Origin of the sequence: Flavonifractor sp., assembly GCF_019422385.1 — a bacterium.
In the GTDB taxonomy this organism is placed as follows: Bacteria; Bacillota; Clostridia; order Oscillospirales; family Oscillospiraceae; genus Flavonifractor; species Flavonifractor avistercoris.
On record NZ_JAHZDL010000064.1, the window covers coordinates 1 to 15252 of the forward strand.

General features: G+C 65.4%; 14 protein-coding genes. 11 read left to right on the forward strand and 3 right to left on the reverse strand.

Annotated features, from left to right (window positions below):
* A partial coding sequence (locus QZ378_RS09075; protein WP_291258033.1) for a response regulator occupies positions 1-185 on the reverse strand: 185 nt, incomplete at its 3' end.
* A gap of 143 nt (positions 186-328) precedes the next feature.
* On the opposite strand from QZ378_RS09075, the gene QZ378_RS09080 reads away from it, so the two are divergent.
* The 6 genes from QZ378_RS09080 to QZ378_RS09105 all read left to right on the forward strand — a co-directional run bounded on the left by QZ378_RS09080 (position 329) and on the right by QZ378_RS09105 (position 6429).
* Positions 329-1582 (forward strand): serpin family protein, encoded by a 1254-nt coding sequence (locus tag QZ378_RS09080; protein ID WP_291258034.1) that lies wholly within the window; start codon positions 329-331, stop codon positions 1580-1582.
* 75 nt (positions 1583-1657) lie between these two features.
* Positions 1658-2182 carry a 4'-phosphopantetheinyl transferase superfamily protein gene (locus QZ378_RS09085; protein WP_291258035.1) on the forward strand — a complete coding sequence of 175 codons (525 nt, stop codon included), beginning with the start codon at positions 1658-1660 and terminating at the stop codon, positions 2180-2182.
* 77 nt (positions 2183-2259) lie between these two features.
* Positions 2260-3354: a glycosyltransferase gene (locus QZ378_RS09090; protein ID WP_291258036.1), complete on the forward strand. Its 1095-nt coding sequence runs from the start codon at positions 2260-2262 to the stop codon at positions 3352-3354.
* Entirely contained in the window at positions 3351-4424 is a 1074-nt protein-coding gene (locus QZ378_RS09095; protein WP_291258037.1) for a lysylphosphatidylglycerol synthase transmembrane domain-containing protein, read from the forward strand. Before QZ378_RS09090 ends, QZ378_RS09095 begins: the two co-directional genes overlap by 4 nt.
* Positions 4425-4515: 91 nt before the next feature.
* Positions 4516-5409 carry a DUF368 domain-containing protein gene (locus QZ378_RS09100; RefSeq protein ID WP_291258038.1) on the forward strand — a complete coding sequence of 298 codons (894 nt, stop codon included), beginning with the start codon at positions 4516-4518 and terminating at the stop codon, positions 5407-5409.
* A 75-nt stretch (positions 5410-5484) separates the two neighbouring features.
* Positions 5485-6429 carry an ROK family protein gene (locus tag QZ378_RS09105; RefSeq protein ID WP_291258039.1) on the forward strand — a complete coding sequence of 315 codons (945 nt, stop codon included), beginning with the start codon at positions 5485-5487 and terminating at the stop codon, positions 6427-6429.
* Positions 6430-6654: 225 nt separating this feature from the next.
* Here the strand turns inward: QZ378_RS09105 and QZ378_RS09110 are convergent, their stop codons facing one another.
* Entirely contained in the window at positions 6655-6936 is a 282-nt protein-coding gene (locus QZ378_RS09110; RefSeq protein ID WP_291258040.1) for a hypothetical protein, read from the reverse strand.
* Between the two features lie 219 nt (positions 6937-7155).
* Here QZ378_RS09110 and QZ378_RS09115 point away from each other — a divergent pair, with 219 nt between their 5' ends.
* From QZ378_RS09115 to QZ378_RS09135, 5 genes are all read left to right on the forward strand, one after another.
* Entirely contained in the window at positions 7156-9603 is a 2448-nt protein-coding gene (locus tag QZ378_RS09115; RefSeq protein WP_291258041.1) for a cation-translocating P-type ATPase, read from the forward strand.
* Positions 9604-9606: 3 nt separating this feature from the next.
* Positions 9607-10038 carry a GNAT family N-acetyltransferase gene (locus QZ378_RS09120; protein ID WP_291258042.1) on the forward strand — a complete coding sequence of 144 codons (432 nt, stop codon included), beginning with the start codon at positions 9607-9609 and terminating at the stop codon, positions 10036-10038.
* A 535-nt stretch (positions 10039-10573) separates the two neighbouring features.
* Entirely contained in the window at positions 10574-11248 is a 675-nt protein-coding gene (locus tag QZ378_RS09125) for a helix-turn-helix transcriptional regulator (protein WP_191379677.1), read from the forward strand.
* A gap of 83 nt (positions 11249-11331) precedes the next feature.
* The gene (locus QZ378_RS09130) at positions 11332-12435 is read left to right on the forward strand and encodes a glycosyltransferase family 4 protein (RefSeq protein ID WP_291258044.1); all 1104 of its coding nucleotides are present in this window, start codon (positions 11332-11334) and stop codon (positions 12433-12435) included.
* Positions 12436-12456: 21 nt separating this feature from the next.
* Positions 12457-13995, forward strand: a complete 1539-nt coding sequence (locus tag QZ378_RS09135; protein WP_291258043.1) for an O-antigen ligase family protein — start codon at positions 12457-12459, stop codon at positions 13993-13995.
* A 98-nt stretch (positions 13996-14093) separates the two neighbouring features.
* Here the strand turns inward: QZ378_RS09135 and metA are convergent, their stop codons facing one another.
* Positions 14094-15014 (reverse strand): homoserine O-succinyltransferase, encoded by a 921-nt coding sequence (metA, locus tag QZ378_RS09140; RefSeq protein ID WP_191379674.1) that lies wholly within the window; start codon positions 15012-15014, stop codon positions 14094-14096.
* Positions 15015-15252: the final 238 nt, after the last annotated feature.

Below are 15252 nucleotides of genomic sequence, written 5' to 3' on the forward strand. Positions count from 1 at the left end.
CGGATGCCGTCCAGGCCGGGCATCATCACGTCCAGCAGGATCAGATCCACCGGCTGGCGCTTCACCGCTTCCAGGCACTCCAGCCCGTCATAGGCCTTCACCGTCTCGTACCCCTCGCTGGTCAGGTAGATGTCCAGAGCGGAGACGATGTCCCGGTCGTCGTCGCAGATCAGAATGGTGTTCATACCCTCACCTCGTCTTGCAGAATCAGTCTAGCGGAAAAGATTTAAGTCCCACGGGGGAAATGTTTTAAGAAGGCTTTAAGACATGGAACATTTTACCCTAACTTCCGTCTAAAAAGCAAATAAAATTATGAGGAGGGTTCCCCGTGAAAGGAAAGCTGCTGTCTCTGCTCCTGCCCCTGGCCCTGCTGGCGGGCTGCGCCGCCCCGGCTGGGGCCTATCGTCTACCGGCGGAGGTGACCGACCTGTCTCAGCCCGTTGAGGCGGGAACGCCCGCGCCCCCGGAGGCCGACGGGGCGGCGGACGCCGCCATCGGCAATCTGGGGGCCCAGCTGCTCCGGGCGGTGCGGGAGCCGGGGGTGAACACCCTGCTCTCCCCCCTGTCCATTTCCCTGGCCCTGTCCATGACGGCCCACGGCGCCGCCGGGGACACGCTGGCGGAGTTTGAGGCCCTGCTGGGGGCGGATGCGGACGCCGTCAACGCCAACGCCGCCTCCCTGCTGGCCGACTATACGCATCTGGGCGGGAGCACCGTGGCTAACCTCGCCAACTCCCTGTGGCTGGATGACAGCCTGAAGGCCAATGAGCTCTTTGTGTCCCGATGCGCCGCCTTTTACGGGGCGGGGCTCTACCAGGCCGACCTGGCCACCGAGGGGACCCGGCGGGCGGTGAACAGCTGGGTGGAGGAGAACACCGGCGGCATGATCCCCCAGATCCTGGACGACGTGCCGGCGGAGGACACCGCCCTGCTGCTGGCCAACGCCCTCTATCTGAAGAACACCTGGGCGGCGGAATTTGACCCGGACGACACCCGGACGGACACCTTCACCGCCGCCGACGGCGCGGAGACGGCGACCGACTTTTTGTCCAACGGCATCCGCACCGAGCGGTACTTCCGCACGGCGGACGCCGCCGGGGTGGTGCTGCCCTACGACGACGGGCGGCTGGCCTTCGCGGCCGTCCTGCCCGATGGGGACTTGGACGCCTGGCTGGAAGACCTGGACGGGGGCACCTTCCCGGCGCTGATCGGGGCGGCGGAGGACACCCGGCTGCTGCTCCGCATGCCAAAATTCGAGGCGGAGTGGGGCGGCGAGCTGAAAGACGTCCTGTCCGCCCTGGGCCTGGACGCCGCCTTCGACCCGGCCCGTGCCGACCTCTCCGGGCTGGGCACCACGGAAAGCGGCGGCCCGCTGTTCATCGACTCGGTGCTCCACCGGGCCAAGATCCAGGTGGACGAGGAGGGCACCGAGGCCGCCGCGTCCACGGTGGTGATGGCGCCGGCGGGGGCGCCCGCACCTATGGACTATGAGGAGCTGATTCTGGATCGGCCTTTCTGCTATGCCATTGTGGATCTGGAGCGGGGGGTGCCCCTGTTTCTGGGCACCTTTGAGCGGCCATAACCGGCGGGCGGATGATATCCGCCCCTACAAAATCGCGGCGATCTGTGGTATGCTGGGGGAAAGGAGGCGGGAAAGATGGTGCTGTGGCTGGGACACGGGGACGCGTATGAGCTTCTGGGAGAGCTGGTAACGGCGGAGTACGGCCTGGCCGACCTGCCGCCCGTGGAGCGGGAGGAAAACGGCAAGCCCTTCTTCCCCGGCGCGCCGGGCCTCCACTTCAACCTGAGCCACAGCGGGGGCCTGGCCCTGTGCGGCGCGGGGGGCGCCCCCCTGGGGGTGGATGTGGAGCTGGTGCGCCCCCGGCGGGCGGGCCTGGCCAAGTACGTGCTCTCTGAGGCGGAATACGCCTGGTTTCAACAACAGGGGGGCGGCTGGGGGGCGTTTTATACCCTCTGGACGCTGAAGGAGGCACGGGTCAAGTGTACCGGCCTGGGCCTGCGGCAGGCCCCCCGCACCATCGCCGTCCCCCTGCTGGTGCCGGGGGAGGAGGGGACGCTGGACGGGCTGGCTTTCCGGGCCTATTCCGGCGAAACCTGGCGGGCGGCGGCCTGCTGTGTCCTGCCGGAGACCCCCTCCGGACGAATTGTTAGAATTTCTTAATCATTCTTTAAGGATTGCACCGAGGTTTTCTAAAGAAAACTCCGCTATACTGGGTACAGTAAAGGAGGGAAACCCCCGTGCGTATTCTGATTCTCACCGGAAAATTCGGCATGGGCCACTGGTCGGCCTCCCAGTCCCTGCGCCAGCAGCTGCTGCGGGCGTTTCCCGGGGCTGAGGTGGAGGTGCTGGATCTGGTGGCACAGGCCATGCCCAACGCCTCCGATGCCATGTATAAATGCTTCAACCTGCTGGTCACCCGGGGCAGCGGGCTGTTCAACCTCTACTATAAGCTGACGCGGGATCTGCCCGCCGACACCTGGACTCTGCTGGACGACCTGTTTCTGGATGAGCTGTCCGGCCTGATGGTGGAGAAGAGCCCCGACACGGTGATCGCCACCCACCCCCTGTGCGCCCGGATGGTATCCCGCTGGAAGGGGGCCACGGGCAGCCGCCTGCCCCTGATCACCTGCGTCACCGACCTGTCCAGCCACTCCGAGTGGATCCACCGGTACACCGACTGCTACCTGGTGGGCTCCAACGACATCAGGGAGAAGCTGGCCGCCAAGGGGGTGGAGCGGGAGAGCATCTGCGTCACCGGCATCCCCGTCCGCTGTGAGTTCAAGCGGCCCGTGGTGCGCCGGCCGGGCCGCACCCGCCAGCTTTTGATCATGGGCGGCGGGCTGGGCCTGCTGCCCAGGAAGGACAGCTTTTATGAGGCGCTGGACGCCCTGCCCGGCGTCCACACCACCATCATCACCGGCCGGAACCAGAAGCTCTACGACCGCCTGGCGGGCAGGTATCCCCACATCCAGGTGCTGGGCTTCACCGACCGGGTTTACGACTACATGGCCAGGGCCGATCTGGTGCTCACCAAGCCCGGCGGCATCACCCTGTTTGAGACCATCTTCTCCGAGCTGCCCATCCTGGCGTGGGAGCCCTTTCTGGAGCAGGAGAAGCTCAACGCCCGCTTCCTGGTGAAGCGGGGACTGGGCCGCGTGGCGGCCAAGGAGCCCGAGGAGTGCCTGGAGGCCATTCGGGCGCTGATTTACGACGACGCGGCCCTGGAATCCATGCGCGCCAACATGCGGCATATGAAGGGGCAGCTGGAGAGCGAGAGCCTGGCCCGGATTCTGGCGGGCCTGCGGGAGGAAAAAGGAGTGGGCGTGGCATGAGCAGGAAAAAGACGCTGGTCGGCATCGGGCTGATTGTGGCCATCATGGCCCTCACCGGCTGGATGCTGTTCAAGGATCAGCCCGTCACCCGGCTGCTCCAGATCCTGGGCCGGCTTAAGCCCGGCTGGCTGTTACTGGGCCTGGGGCTCATGCTGGCGTTCGTGGGATGCGAGGCCCTGTGCTCCCACCTGGTCCTGGGCCGGCTGGGCCACAGGGCGCCCTACCGGCACTGCCTGGGCTACTCCTTCGTGGGCTTCTATGTCAGCTCCATCACCCCCTCCGCCACCGGCGGCCAGCCCGCCCAGGTCTACTATATGTCCAAGGACGGCATCCCCGCCGCCCACGGGGCCCTGAACATGATGCTCATCGCCGTGTGCTATCAGGTGGTGGTCATGGGCTACGCCCTGGCCATCGTCCTGCTGCGCTTTGATCTGGTGACCAACCTGGGCACCGGCCTGGGGCTGCTGCTCCTGTTCGGCGCGGCGGTGAACGGGGTGCTGACGGCGGGCATGCTGTGCCTCATGTTCCTCCCCAACGCCGCCCGGAAGCTCACCGGCTGGGTGCTGTCCCTGCTGGTGCGGGTGCGCCTGGTGCGCAACGAGGCCGCCGCCCGGGAGAAGCTGGAGAAGCAGATGGAGGAGTACCGCCGGGGGGCCGAGTGCGTCAAGCAGAACCCCGGCCTGGCGCCCGCCCTGCTGGGCGTCACCTTCTGCCAGCTCACCGCCCTGTTCGCCGTGCCCCTGGTGGTGTACCACGCCTTCGGCCTCAGCGGCAGCGGCGCCATGGCCATCATCGGCACCCAGGCCCTGGTCACCCTGGCGGTGGCCTCCCTCCCCCTGCCCGGAGCGGTGGGCGCCTCCGAGGGCGGCTTTGTGGCCGCCATGAAGCTCTTCTTCGGTGCGGGGCTGGTGGCCCCGGCGGTGCTGGTCTCCCGGGGCATCAGCTTCTACGCTTTCCTCCTGATCAGCGCGGGCGTCACCCTGACAGTCCACCTGCGCACCCGGAAAAACCGGGCCATCGAGGTCTCCCCCCGCCTCCCTAAGACGGCCCGGGGCACGGTGGCAACATAAGATCCCGGCGGGCGGCCATCCGGCAAACGGGTGGCCGCCCCTTCCGCCCCGGCGCCGGGGCGGCAAAACGCATTCTTGCAGGTGGACTATGATGGATATGGATAAGGAACAGTGGAACGGGGCCACCGGCCCCATGGAGGCGGGGCCGCCTGGCGGCAGCGCGGAGGCCCCGGAGCGCCTGAGCCGGTTCAGATATGCCGCCGCTGCGGCGGCAAAAGGGGCCGTGGTGGGCGGAACCATGCTGATCCCCGGGGTCAGCGGCGGCACCACGGCCATCATCCTGGGCATCTATGACCAGCTGGTTCGGGCGGTCAGCGGCTTCCGCGCCCACAAGCGGGAGAGCCTGCGGCTGCTGTTCTGGTTCTGCCTGGGGGCCTGCGGCGGGATCCTCCTGCTGGCCCGGCCTCTGCTGGGTCTGCTGGAGCGGTTCCCCCTCCCCACCGGCTGCTTTTTCCTGGGGGCGGTGGCGGGCAGCGTGCCCGCCGTCTACCGGAAGAGCCGGATCCAGCACTTCCAGTGGCGGGTGCCCGTCTATGTGCTGCTGGGGGCGGCGCTGGTGCTGGCGCTGAACCGCCTGCCGGTTCCGGCCCATGAAGCGGCGGCCGGCGGGGGCGGGGGCTTCCTGCTCCTGCTGCTGGCGGGGGCGCTGTCGGCGGCGGCCCTGGTGCTGCCCGGCATCAGCGTGTCCTACCTGCTCCTGCTGCTGGGGCTGTATGACGGGACGATGACGGCCATTGCCCGCCTGGATCTGGCCTTCCTGTTCCCCCTGGCCCTGGGGCTGCTGGCGGGGATCTTTCTGTTCACCAGGGCGTTGGATCTGCTGATGACCCGCTATCCCCGGGCCACCTATCTGGTGATCCTGGGCTTCATGCTGGCCTCCCTGCCCACCCTGCTCCCCGGGCTGCCGGGGGCGGCGGAGTGGCTGCCCTGCCTGCTCTCCCTGCTGGCCGGCTTTTTGCTCATCCACCAGGTTTCCCGGCTGTGAGCGGGTTCATTGCCTCTTGTGCCGGGGCCGCTCCTGTATTATAATGTGGCTACGTTTTGAGCAGGAGGAGCGACTATGAAATATTTGGGTATTGATCTGGGCGGCACCAACGTGGCCGCCGCCGTGGTGGATCAGGAGGGGGCCATCCTGGGCAAGGTCAGCCTCCCCACGCCCCGGGGCGTGGAGGCGGTGGCTGACCAGATGGCGGCGGCCTCCCGGGCCGCAGCGGAGGCCGCGGAGCTGTCCATGGATGAGATCGCCTCGGTGGGCATCGGCTCCCCCGGGGCCATTGACCCGGAGACCGGCGTGGTGAAATACTGGTCCAACCTGGATTTCCGGGACGTGCCGCTGGCGGAGATGATGACCAAGCGGCTGGGCAAGGAGATCTACCTGGAGAACGACGCCAACGCCGCCGCCCTGGGGGAGTACGCCGCCGGGGCGGGCAAGGGCAGCCAGTCCCTGGTGCTGGTCACCCTGGGCACCGGGGTGGGCAGCGGCGCGGTGCTGGGCGGCAAGCTCTACACCGGCTTCAACTACGCCGGCCTGGAGGCGGGCCACATGGTCATCGAGCACGGCGGGCGGCCCTGCACCTGCGGCCGCCGGGGGTGCTTTGAGGCCTACTGCTCCGCCACCGCCCTCATCAAGCGCACCCGGGAGGTGATGCAGGAGGATCCCAACTCCCTGCTGTGGAAGCTGGCGGGGAGCCTGGAGGAGGTCAACGGCCGCACCCCCTTCGATGCCGCCGCCCAGGGCGACGCCGCCGCCGGCCGGGTGATCGACGAGTACGTGGACTACCTGGGCTGCGGCATCGCCAGCCTGGTGAACCTCTTCCAGCCCGAGGTCATCTGCATCGGCGGCGGGCCCTCCGCCCAGGGGGAGACCCTCATGGCCCCGGTGCGTTACATCCTCAACCGGGAGGACTACGCCCGCAACAACCTCCACCGCACCCGCCTGGTGCGGGCCTCCCTGGGCAACGACGCGGGCATCATCGGTGCGGCCCTGCTGCCGCTGTTCCGGTGAGATCCAGGGGGGACGCTGTCCTCTGAAAAGCCTCGCAGAGTTCCGCCGCCCGAAGGCGGCGGAAGCAAGTTCAAATCTGTCATTTCCGGCGACATACGCGTCGGAAATGACACTTCTCATGGCGGAAGGGCCGACTTTTTCGTAAGAAATCGAGGCCCTTCCGCCATGCGATCCTTCTCGAAAAAGCGGCTTTGCCGCTTTTTCGAAGCAGGACGGAGGGCCCGCTCAGAGCGGGCCCTCCGTTGGTTCATAGCCGGAGCAGGGACCGGCATCCGGCTCCGGCTCCACTCCTGTTTCCCCTTCCTTGGGCAGGGGAAACAGGAGCAGGGACACCCCATACAGCACCGCCGCCGCCGCGGCAATGGCCTCGATCTTGTGCCCCTCCAGCCACTCCCTCCAGGGCTCCAGCTGGGGGAGCTTCCCCGCCCCGGCATAGAGCCCCACGGCGAGGATGACGCACAGGGCCAGCCGGGTAAGGGCCTGGGACTTTTCCGGCCTGGTCTCCACAGGCTCCGCCTCCTTTCCCTCCAGTATAGTGCGGGGCAGGGGCGGTGCAGAACGGAAATCTGCCCGGATCGGGTGTGAAGAATCGGTAAATTCTGAGAGGCCGGGCTTGTTCCGGCGGCGGGGATCTACTATAATGTCTAGTGAATCAACCGCGAGGCGGTCTATTCGCGCGGCACGTCCGCGCTGTTTTTCAAATTCCAAGGGATCAGAGGCGGAAGCATGAAACAAAAGCGCGCCCACAAGCGGGCCCTGCCGGAGCCACCAAAGCCCCGGCGGGAGGTGCCCCGGGTCAACGCCGATCCGGAGCAGGGACTCAGCCTCCACCAGGTGAAGGAGCGGCAGCAGCACGGCTGGGCCAACGACCCGGTGGAGTCCCCCACCAAGACCGTGGGGGAGATCGTTCGGGAGAACGTGTGCACCTTCTTCAACTTCATCTTTGTGGTGCTGGCGGCCCTGCTCATCGCGGTGGGATCCTTTGAGGACATGCTCTTCCTCCTCATCGCCGCAGCCAACACCGGCATCGGCATCTTCCAGCAGCTGCGCTCCAAGCAGACCATCGACAAGCTCAACCTGCTGGCCGCCCCCCGGGCCAACGTGGTGCGGGAGGGGAACCTGATCTCCGTACCGTCGGCCCAGCTGGTACGGGACGACGTGGCGGAGCTCTCCTCCGGCGACCAGATCCCCGCCGACGCCACCGTCCTCTCCGGCCAGATCCAGGTTAACGAGGCCCTGATCACCGGCGAGGCCGACGCTATCACCAAGGCCCCGGGCGACGAGCTGCTCTCCGGCTCCTTCGTGGTGTCCGGCCGGTGCCGGGCCCGGCTGGATCGGGTGGGGGCGGAGTCCTACGCCGCCCGCCTGACCACCGAGGCCAAGAAGGACGTCACCGTGGGCAAGAGCGAGATGATGTCCTCCCTGGACAAGCTCATCCGGGTCATCGGCATCCTGCTGGTACCCATCGGCGTGGCCCTGTTCGTCAAGGAGTTCGTCTTTCTGGAGCGCACCGCCCAGGAGGCGGTGATCTCCATGGTGGCCGCCCTCATCGGCATGATCCCCGAGGGGCTGTATCTGCTGACCAGCGTGGCCCTGGCGGTGAGCATGCTCCGCCTGGCCCGGGGCAAGGTGCTGGCCCAGGACATGAACTGCATCGAGACCCTGGCCCGGGTGGATGTGCTCTGCGTGGACAAGACGGGCACCATCACCGAGCCCCACATGGAGGTGGGGGAGGTGGTGTACCTGGACGAGGAGAAGTACGCCGAGACGGTGGTTACCGAGACCCTCAACGCCTTCTACCAGTCCATGGAGGCGGACAACGATACCGCCCGGGCCATGCAGCAGAAGTTCCACGGCAAGTCCCTGTGGCACGCGGCCCAGACCATCCCCTTCACCTCCGCCACCAAGTGGAGCGGCGCGGTGTTCCCCGGCCACGGCTCCTTCGTGGTGGGCGCCCCCGAGTTCATCATGGGCAATCGCTACGCCGATCTGAAGGAGGCGGTGGATCCCTGGTCGGAGAAGGGGTACCGGGTGCTGCTGGCGGCGGAGTACGACGGGGTGCCCGACCAGAAGGGGCTGGATCCCCGGCGGGTGTCCCCCATGGCGCTGATAGCCCTGTCCAACCGCATCCGCCCGGCGGCCCCCAAGACCTTCCGCTATTTTGCCGAGCAGGGGGTGGCCGTCAAGGTCATCTCCGGCGACAACCCGGTCACCGTGGCCGAGGTGGCCCGCCAGGCCGAGATCTCCGGGGCGGAGAAGTACGTGGACGCCGCCACCCTCCAGAGCGACGCCGACTTTGACCGGGCGGTGCGGGAGTACACCGTGTTCGGCCGGGTGACCCCCAATCAGAAGCGCAAGCTGGTGCGGGCCCTCCAGAAGCAGGGCCACACCGTGGCCATGACCGGCGACGGCGTCAACGACGTGCTGGCCCTGAAGGACGCCGACTGCGGCATCGCCATGGCCTCCGGCTCCGACGCCGCCTGCCACGCCGCCCAGCTGGTGCTCCTCAACTCCGACTTCTCCGCCATGCCCAAGGTGGTGGCCGAGGGGCGGCGGGTGATCAACAACATCCAGCGGGCCGCCGCCCTCTACCTGGTGAAGAACATCTTCTCCTTCCTGCTGGCTGTCATCTCCCTGTTTGCCACCTTCCCCTACCCGGTGACGCCGCTGCAGCTGTCCTTCCTCAGCGCCATCACCATCGGCGTGCCGTCCTTCTTCCTGGCGCTGGAGCCCAACCACAGCCTGGTCAAGGGCAAGTTCCTGGCCAACGTGTTCCGCTCCGCCCTGCCCGGCGGGCTCACCGACCTGATCGTGGTGCTGGGGGTAGAGGCCTTCTACCTGGTGTTCGGCTTTGCCGAGAGCGAGCTGTCCACCATGTCCGCCATCCTGCTGGTGTTCATCGGCATCCTGGTGCTCTACGAGGTGTGCAAGCCCTTCGACTGGAAGCGGCGGGTGCTGTGGGGGGCCATGGCGGGCTCCGGCCTGGTGTGCATTCTCTGGTTCGGGGAGAGCTTCGGCCTGAGCCAGCTGAGCCTGGAGGCCTTTCTGGTGCTGCTGGTGTTCCTTTTCGCCGCCTATGCCATCATGCGGTTCATGCTGGGCCTCTTCGATGCCGGCGAGACCCTGTGGAACGGCACCCGCCGCCTGGGCCGCCGGGTGGTCAGGAGGCGGTAGGACATGAAACTGAGGGCCTACCAAAGCGGGGATCTCCCCGCCATTCTGAACCTGTTCCGCGATACCGTCCACACCGTCTGCGCCCGGGACTACACCCGGGCGCAGCTGGACGCCTGGGCCCCGGCGGAGCTGGACGCCGCCGCCTGGGACGCCTCCCTGCTGGCCCACCAGACCCTGGTGGCGGAGGAAAACGGGAGCATCATCGGCTTTGCCGACCTGGCAGAGGACGGCTATCTGGACCGGCTCTATGTCCACAGGGACTGGCAGGGCCGGGGGGTGGCCTCCGCCCTGTGCGACGCCCTGCCCGGCGCCCGGCTCACCCACGCCTCCCTCACCGCAAGGCCCTTCTTTGAGAAGCGGGGCTGGCATGTGGTGAAGGAGCAGCAGGTGGAGCGCCGGGGCGTGCGCCTGACCAATTTTGTCATGGAGAGGTGACTAGCCCGCCGCGTTGGACGGCGGGGGCAAGCCCCCGCCCTACAGAGTGGCCGGAAACAAACGGCGCGTCAAGGATGCCGCGCCCTACGGTGTCGTCCAAGCTTCGGACTGTTTGTTTTGACAGAACCCGATTGCCACGACCGCCATACTATTTCAGGGGCATGGCACTGATGGCGGCCCGGCGGGCCAAGCCGGTACAGCGTACCTGTTCCCAGGGCTTGCAGGGTAACCGCGATGCGTGCCACCTAAGGCGCGGCAGCGCCTGTGACATAAGTGCCAAGGGAGCGGGCGGCAATGCGCGGCTGGTCTTTGCCTCGTCCGTACAGCCCACCGCCGCCATGAGCCCCCGTTTGGGGGGCGCCGGGGGTGCACCCCCGGCCCCTTCTTTTCCCCCATTTCTTCGGGAAGAAATGGGGGCGCCCGCCGCGCAGGCGCCGCCCGGGGGTCGGGCCCCTCTGGATTACCCATGCAAGGAGGACTTGCGTGACAAAACGGGCCGGTTCTGTTACCATAGGAACAGCAAGGAGGGGAGGCTATGCACGACATCGCCCGAAATCTGAAGCGCCTGCGGCGGCAGAAGGGTCTGACCCAGGAGGAGCTGGCCGACAACCTCCATGTGACCCGGCAGGCGGTGAGCAACTGGGAGCGGAACCAGAATCTGCCCGAGCTGGAGGTGCTTTTGGCCGCGGCGGAGGCCATGGGGGTGAGCGTGGACGAGCTGCTCTACGGCCCGCGGCCGGTGGAGCAGCCCAATAATGCCCCGGAAAACCGGCGGAAGAGAATCGTCACCGCCGCCGTGCTGTGGGCGGTGTGGGGCGTCCTGCTGGCTATCTATCTCATCGGGAGGCCGACCGTCGCCGACTATATGAGGCTCGCCTATGACGGGACGGCCTATATGGCGTTCATGTTCGTGCTGGGTCCCGCCGTCTATCTGACCCTTGGCATAGCGGTGTGCGCGCTGATTTGCATCTGGCGGGATCTCCACCCCCGCAGCCCGGCCATCCGCCGGGTCCTGTTCTGGACAGGGCTGGGGGGCGCCGCCCTGCTGGTCCTGCTGGTGCTGGTTTTACCCCAGTTTGCCCATCTCTTGGGCGTGTGGCCTCGCCTGATGGGCCTGTGGCTGGCCCTGTCGCAGATCCATACCTCTGGCCTCATCCATCTGCTGTGCGGCGGGCTGATCTTCTGCGGCTGGGGGAGAAAAGCGGGTTGATTTCCCAACCGGATTCGGGTAAAATGATAGGCGTGAGTTTATCAGCTCACGCCTATGCCTTTGTAAAGGGGGTTCCTTCTGTGATGAAGGTGCTCTATCTGCTCAATTTCGCCGGCAAGGCGGGCACGGAGCGGTATGTGGAGACCCTGGTGAAGTATCTCTCCGCCGACGGGCTGGTGCAGCCCTATTTCGCCTACAACGAGGGCGGACTGCTGGTGGAGCGGCTGGAGGCCATGGGGGTGCCCTGCCGCCGGGTGGAGATGCGCAGCCGGTTTGACAAGCAGGCCGCCAGGGAGCTGGCCGCCCTGTGCCAGGAGTGGGACATCGACCTGATCCACTGCCACTACCTGCGGGAGCACTATACCGCCCTGCTGGCCAAGAAGTACAACAAAAAGATTCGGGTGGTGTATACCAACCATTTCGTGCTGGCCAACGACTTTATCACCCGCCTGTCTAACCGGATGATGGACAAGCGGCAGGACCAGATGATCGCCGTGTGCAATAAGGGGAAGGAGCAGCTCATCGCCAACGGCTGGAGCGGCGACCGGATCCAGGTGATCTTCAATGCGGTGGATCTGGACGCCTGGGCCGGAGGCCGGGCGGACTCCACCCTCCGGGCCGAGCTGGGCCTGGACGAGGACCGGTTTGTCATGCTGTGCGCCTCCCGGTTTGCCGAGGACAAGGGCCACAAGTACCTGATCGACTCGGTCAAGCGGCTGACGGAGCGGACGGACAGACCCTTCACCCTGGTGCTGGCAGGCGACGGCCCCCTGCTGGAGCCCACCAAGGCCCAGGTGGCGGAGCTGGGTCTGGAGGACTGCGTCAAATTCATCGGCTTCCGCAAGGACATGAAGAACCTGTACAAAGGTTCCGATCTGTACGTCAACTCCTCCCAGCACGAGGCCCTGTCCTTCCTGATTATCGAGGCCATGGCCGCCGGCCTGCCGGTGATCGCCACCGACATGGGGGGCAACTCCGACATCGTCAACGACGAGGCCGGGTGCGGCCTTCTGGTGGAATACGACAACCCGGACTCCATGGCCGGGGCCATGAAGCGCTTCCTGGAGGAACCGGAGTTCCTGGCCCGCTGCCGGGAGAACGCCCGCAAAACCATCGAGGACAAGTTTGAAATCCACAAGATGTGCCGGGCCACCTATGGGGTGTATGAAAAAGCCCTCCACGACTGATTCCAAGGAGTATTTTTGCCTATGTCAATTACCAAAAGCAGCCTCTTTGTCCGCCTTTTCCTGGCCGTCTGGCTGGGCCTGAAAAACGCGGCGGCCAACAGCGCGCTGGGCCGGGCCTGTGACCGGCTCCAGGGCTGGGTGGTGCGCCAGGCCCAAGGCAGCGCCATCTGGAACTTTGTCTGGCGGGAGGGGAAGGTCCCCAAAGCCTGGCCGGGCAGCATCGCCTGCCGCCTGTTTACCGCCATCGTCAACATCCCCTGCGCCATCTTCAAGGCCGTCTACCGGGCGGGGCAGCGGGTGTGGGACGGCAGCCTCTTCTGCCGCCTGATGGGAACCCTGGGGGGCGCAGCCTTCCTGTTCCTGGGCCTGTTCATGATGGTTATGCTTATGGCCCCCCACGAGAAGTGGAATAACATCTACGGCCTGATGGGGGTGGTGGCCCTCACCGGCCTGTTTGTGGTGGGCAGCGCCTCGAGATCCCGGCGAAAGCTGGAGCTGGACGCACAGGGGCCCTATTTCACCGTTTATATGGCCTTTATCTGCATCGCTACGGTGGGCTCCCTGTCCACCCATATGTCCCTGCGCTTCTTTGCCTTCCACCTGACCGCCTTCCTCATCGTGCTGCTGGCGGTCAGTTCGGTGCGGAAATATGAGCAGCTCCAGCTCATGGTGTCCCTGGCAGTGGTGGGCCTGTCGGTGGCCGCCCTCTATGGCTGCTACCAGGGTTATATCGGCGTGGATATCGTCCCGTCCCAGCAGGACATGAGCGTCAACGCCGGCATGCCGGGCCGGGTGTACTCCTTCTTCGACAACCCCAATAATTTTGCCGAGCAGCTGGAGATGCTCCTGCCCTTGAATCTGGCCTTGTTCCTCAACTGCCGTTGGCGGGGCAAGCTCCTGTCCCTGCTCTCCCTGTGCCTGGGCGTGGCGGCCATCGGCTTCACTTATGGCCGGGCCAGCTGGATCGGCCTGGCCTGCGCTGTGGTGGTGTTCCTGGCCCTGCTGAACTGGCGCTGGGTGCCGGTATTCCTGGTGCTGGGTCTGGCTGCCATTCCCTTCCTGCCAGAGACCATCTATAACCGCATCCTCACCATCGGCAACACCAAGGACAGCTCCACCCAGTACCGCTTTGAGATCTTCAAGACCACAAGAAATCTGATGGAGGATTACTGGTTCCGCGGTGTCGGCCTTGGCACCGATGTGATGAAGAAGGTTTTCGAGACCTATCCCACCAACTTTGACGGCACCTATCCCGTCCACACCCACAACAACTATCTGCAGATGTGGGGAGAGGCGGGGATCTTCGCCCTGTTTTCCTATCTGGCCCTGCTGCTGTGGCGTCTTAAGACAGGCGTGAAGGCCTTCTGTGCGGCACTGGATCCCCGGGTCCGGCGGATGCTGGCCGCCGCCATCGGGGCCTTCTGCGGCATCCTGGTAATCGGCCTGGCCGAGTATACCTGGTTCTATCCCCGAAACATGTTCACCTATTGGTTCCTCTTCGGCGTCATCGGTGCCTGCGTCAAGCTGACTCAGATGGAGCGCGCCCGGCACACTGCGTAAGATATTTCGGGTCGTATACCTGTCAGATCAGAAATCCCTCCCGGTTATTCAACCGGGAGGGATTTTGCAAATATGGGAGCACGGCGCCCGCATTTCCGTTATGTGTGGAGTTTTGTCAGATCATAGGGCGTGGTCTGATAGACATAGTAATTCAGCCAGTTGGTATAGAGCAGCTGCCCGGCGCTGCGCCAGCGGACGATGGGCACCCGGGCGGGGTCGTCCTCCGGAAAATAGTGGGCGGGTACGTCGATGTCCAGCCCCTTGTCCTTGTCCCGCCAGTACTCCCGGGCCAGGGTGTCAGGGTCATATTCCGGGTGGCCCATGACGAAGAACTGGCTGCTGTCCTCGGTCTTGACCGCGTACACCCCCGCCTCGGAGGAGGTGGCCAGCAGCTCCAGGCCGGCGGCCTTCCGAATGTCGGCCTCCCACACCTCGGTATAGCGGGAGTGCGGGGCGAAGAACACGTCGTCAAAGCCGCGGAACAGGGGGGAGGAGGGCTTGAGCACCCGGTGCTCATACACGCCGAAGAGCTTCCTGGGGAGGGAACGCTTCTCCACCCCATGGTGGAAGTAGAGCCCCGCCTGGGCCCCCCAGCAGATATGGAGGGTGGAGTGGACATGGGTGCGGCTCCACGCCATAATCTCGCACAGCTCCGGCCAGTACTCCACCTGGCTGAATTCCAGGTTTTCCACCGGCGCGCCGGTGATGATCATCCCGTCGAAGTTCCGGTGGCGCACCTGATCAAAGGTGGTGTAGAAGGAGGCCAGGTGATCCTCATCGGTGTGCTGGGAGTGGTAGCTGGCGGTGCGTAGCAGCTCCACCTGGATCTGCACCGGCGTGTTGGACAGCTTGCGCAGGATCTGCGTCTCCGTGACGATCTTGGTGGGCATCAGGTTGAGAATCAGAACGTTCAGCGGGCGGATGTCCTGATGGATGGCCCGGTATTCCGTCATGACAAAGATGTTTTCGCTCTCCAGCACCGCGGTGGCGGGCAGGGAGTCGGGAATCTTGATAGGCATGGGTAATCCCCTCCGGTCTGTGTTCCTATTATTATAATAAGAGTAGCATATTTGCCCGCCGGTTGCAACCGGCGCGGAAATTGAAAAAGACTGAAAAAAACGAGAAAAAAGTGTTGACAAAAGAGGGAGGGGGTGGTATTATATCTGAGCGCCTCACGGGAGGGCAAGAAAAAGAAGGAAACAGACGGGAGAGACCGGGCGGAAGCCGGACGGACTTCTGAAAGATTCCTGAAAAAAG

What these genes read in the sequence shown, in the direction of transcription:
- QZ378_RS09115 (WP_291258041.1), top strand. Translation starts at nt 7,156, where the DNA reads ATGAAACAAAAGCGCGCCCACAAGCGGGCCCTGCCGGAGCCACCAAAG.
- QZ378_RS09135 (WP_291258043.1), top strand. Translation starts at nt 12,457, where the DNA reads ATGTCAATTACCAAAAGCAGCCTCTTTGTCCGCCTTTTCCTGGCCGTC.
- QZ378_RS09105 (WP_291258039.1), top strand. Translation starts at nt 5,485, where the DNA reads ATGAAATATTTGGGTATTGATCTGGGCGGCACCAACGTGGCCGCCGCC.
- QZ378_RS09095 (WP_291258037.1), top strand. Translation starts at nt 3,351, where the DNA reads ATGAGCAGGAAAAAGACGCTGGTCGGCATCGGGCTGATTGTGGCCATC.
- QZ378_RS09120 (WP_291258042.1), top strand. Translation starts at nt 9,607, where the DNA reads ATGAAACTGAGGGCCTACCAAAGCGGGGATCTCCCCGCCATTCTGAAC.
- QZ378_RS09125 (WP_191379677.1), top strand. Translation starts at nt 10,574, where the DNA reads ATGCACGACATCGCCCGAAATCTGAAGCGCCTGCGGCGGCAGAAGGGT.
- QZ378_RS09100 (WP_291258038.1), top strand. Translation starts at nt 4,516, where the DNA reads ATGGATATGGATAAGGAACAGTGGAACGGGGCCACCGGCCCCATGGAG.
- QZ378_RS09085 (WP_291258035.1), top strand. Translation starts at nt 1,658, where the DNA reads ATGGTGCTGTGGCTGGGACACGGGGACGCGTATGAGCTTCTGGGAGAG.
- metA (WP_191379674.1), bottom strand. Translation starts at nt 15,014, where the DNA reads ATGCCTATCAAGATTCCCGACTCCCTGCCCGCCACCGCGGTGCTGGAG.
- QZ378_RS09130 (WP_291258044.1), top strand. Translation starts at nt 11,332, where the DNA reads ATGAAGGTGCTCTATCTGCTCAATTTCGCCGGCAAGGCGGGCACGGAG.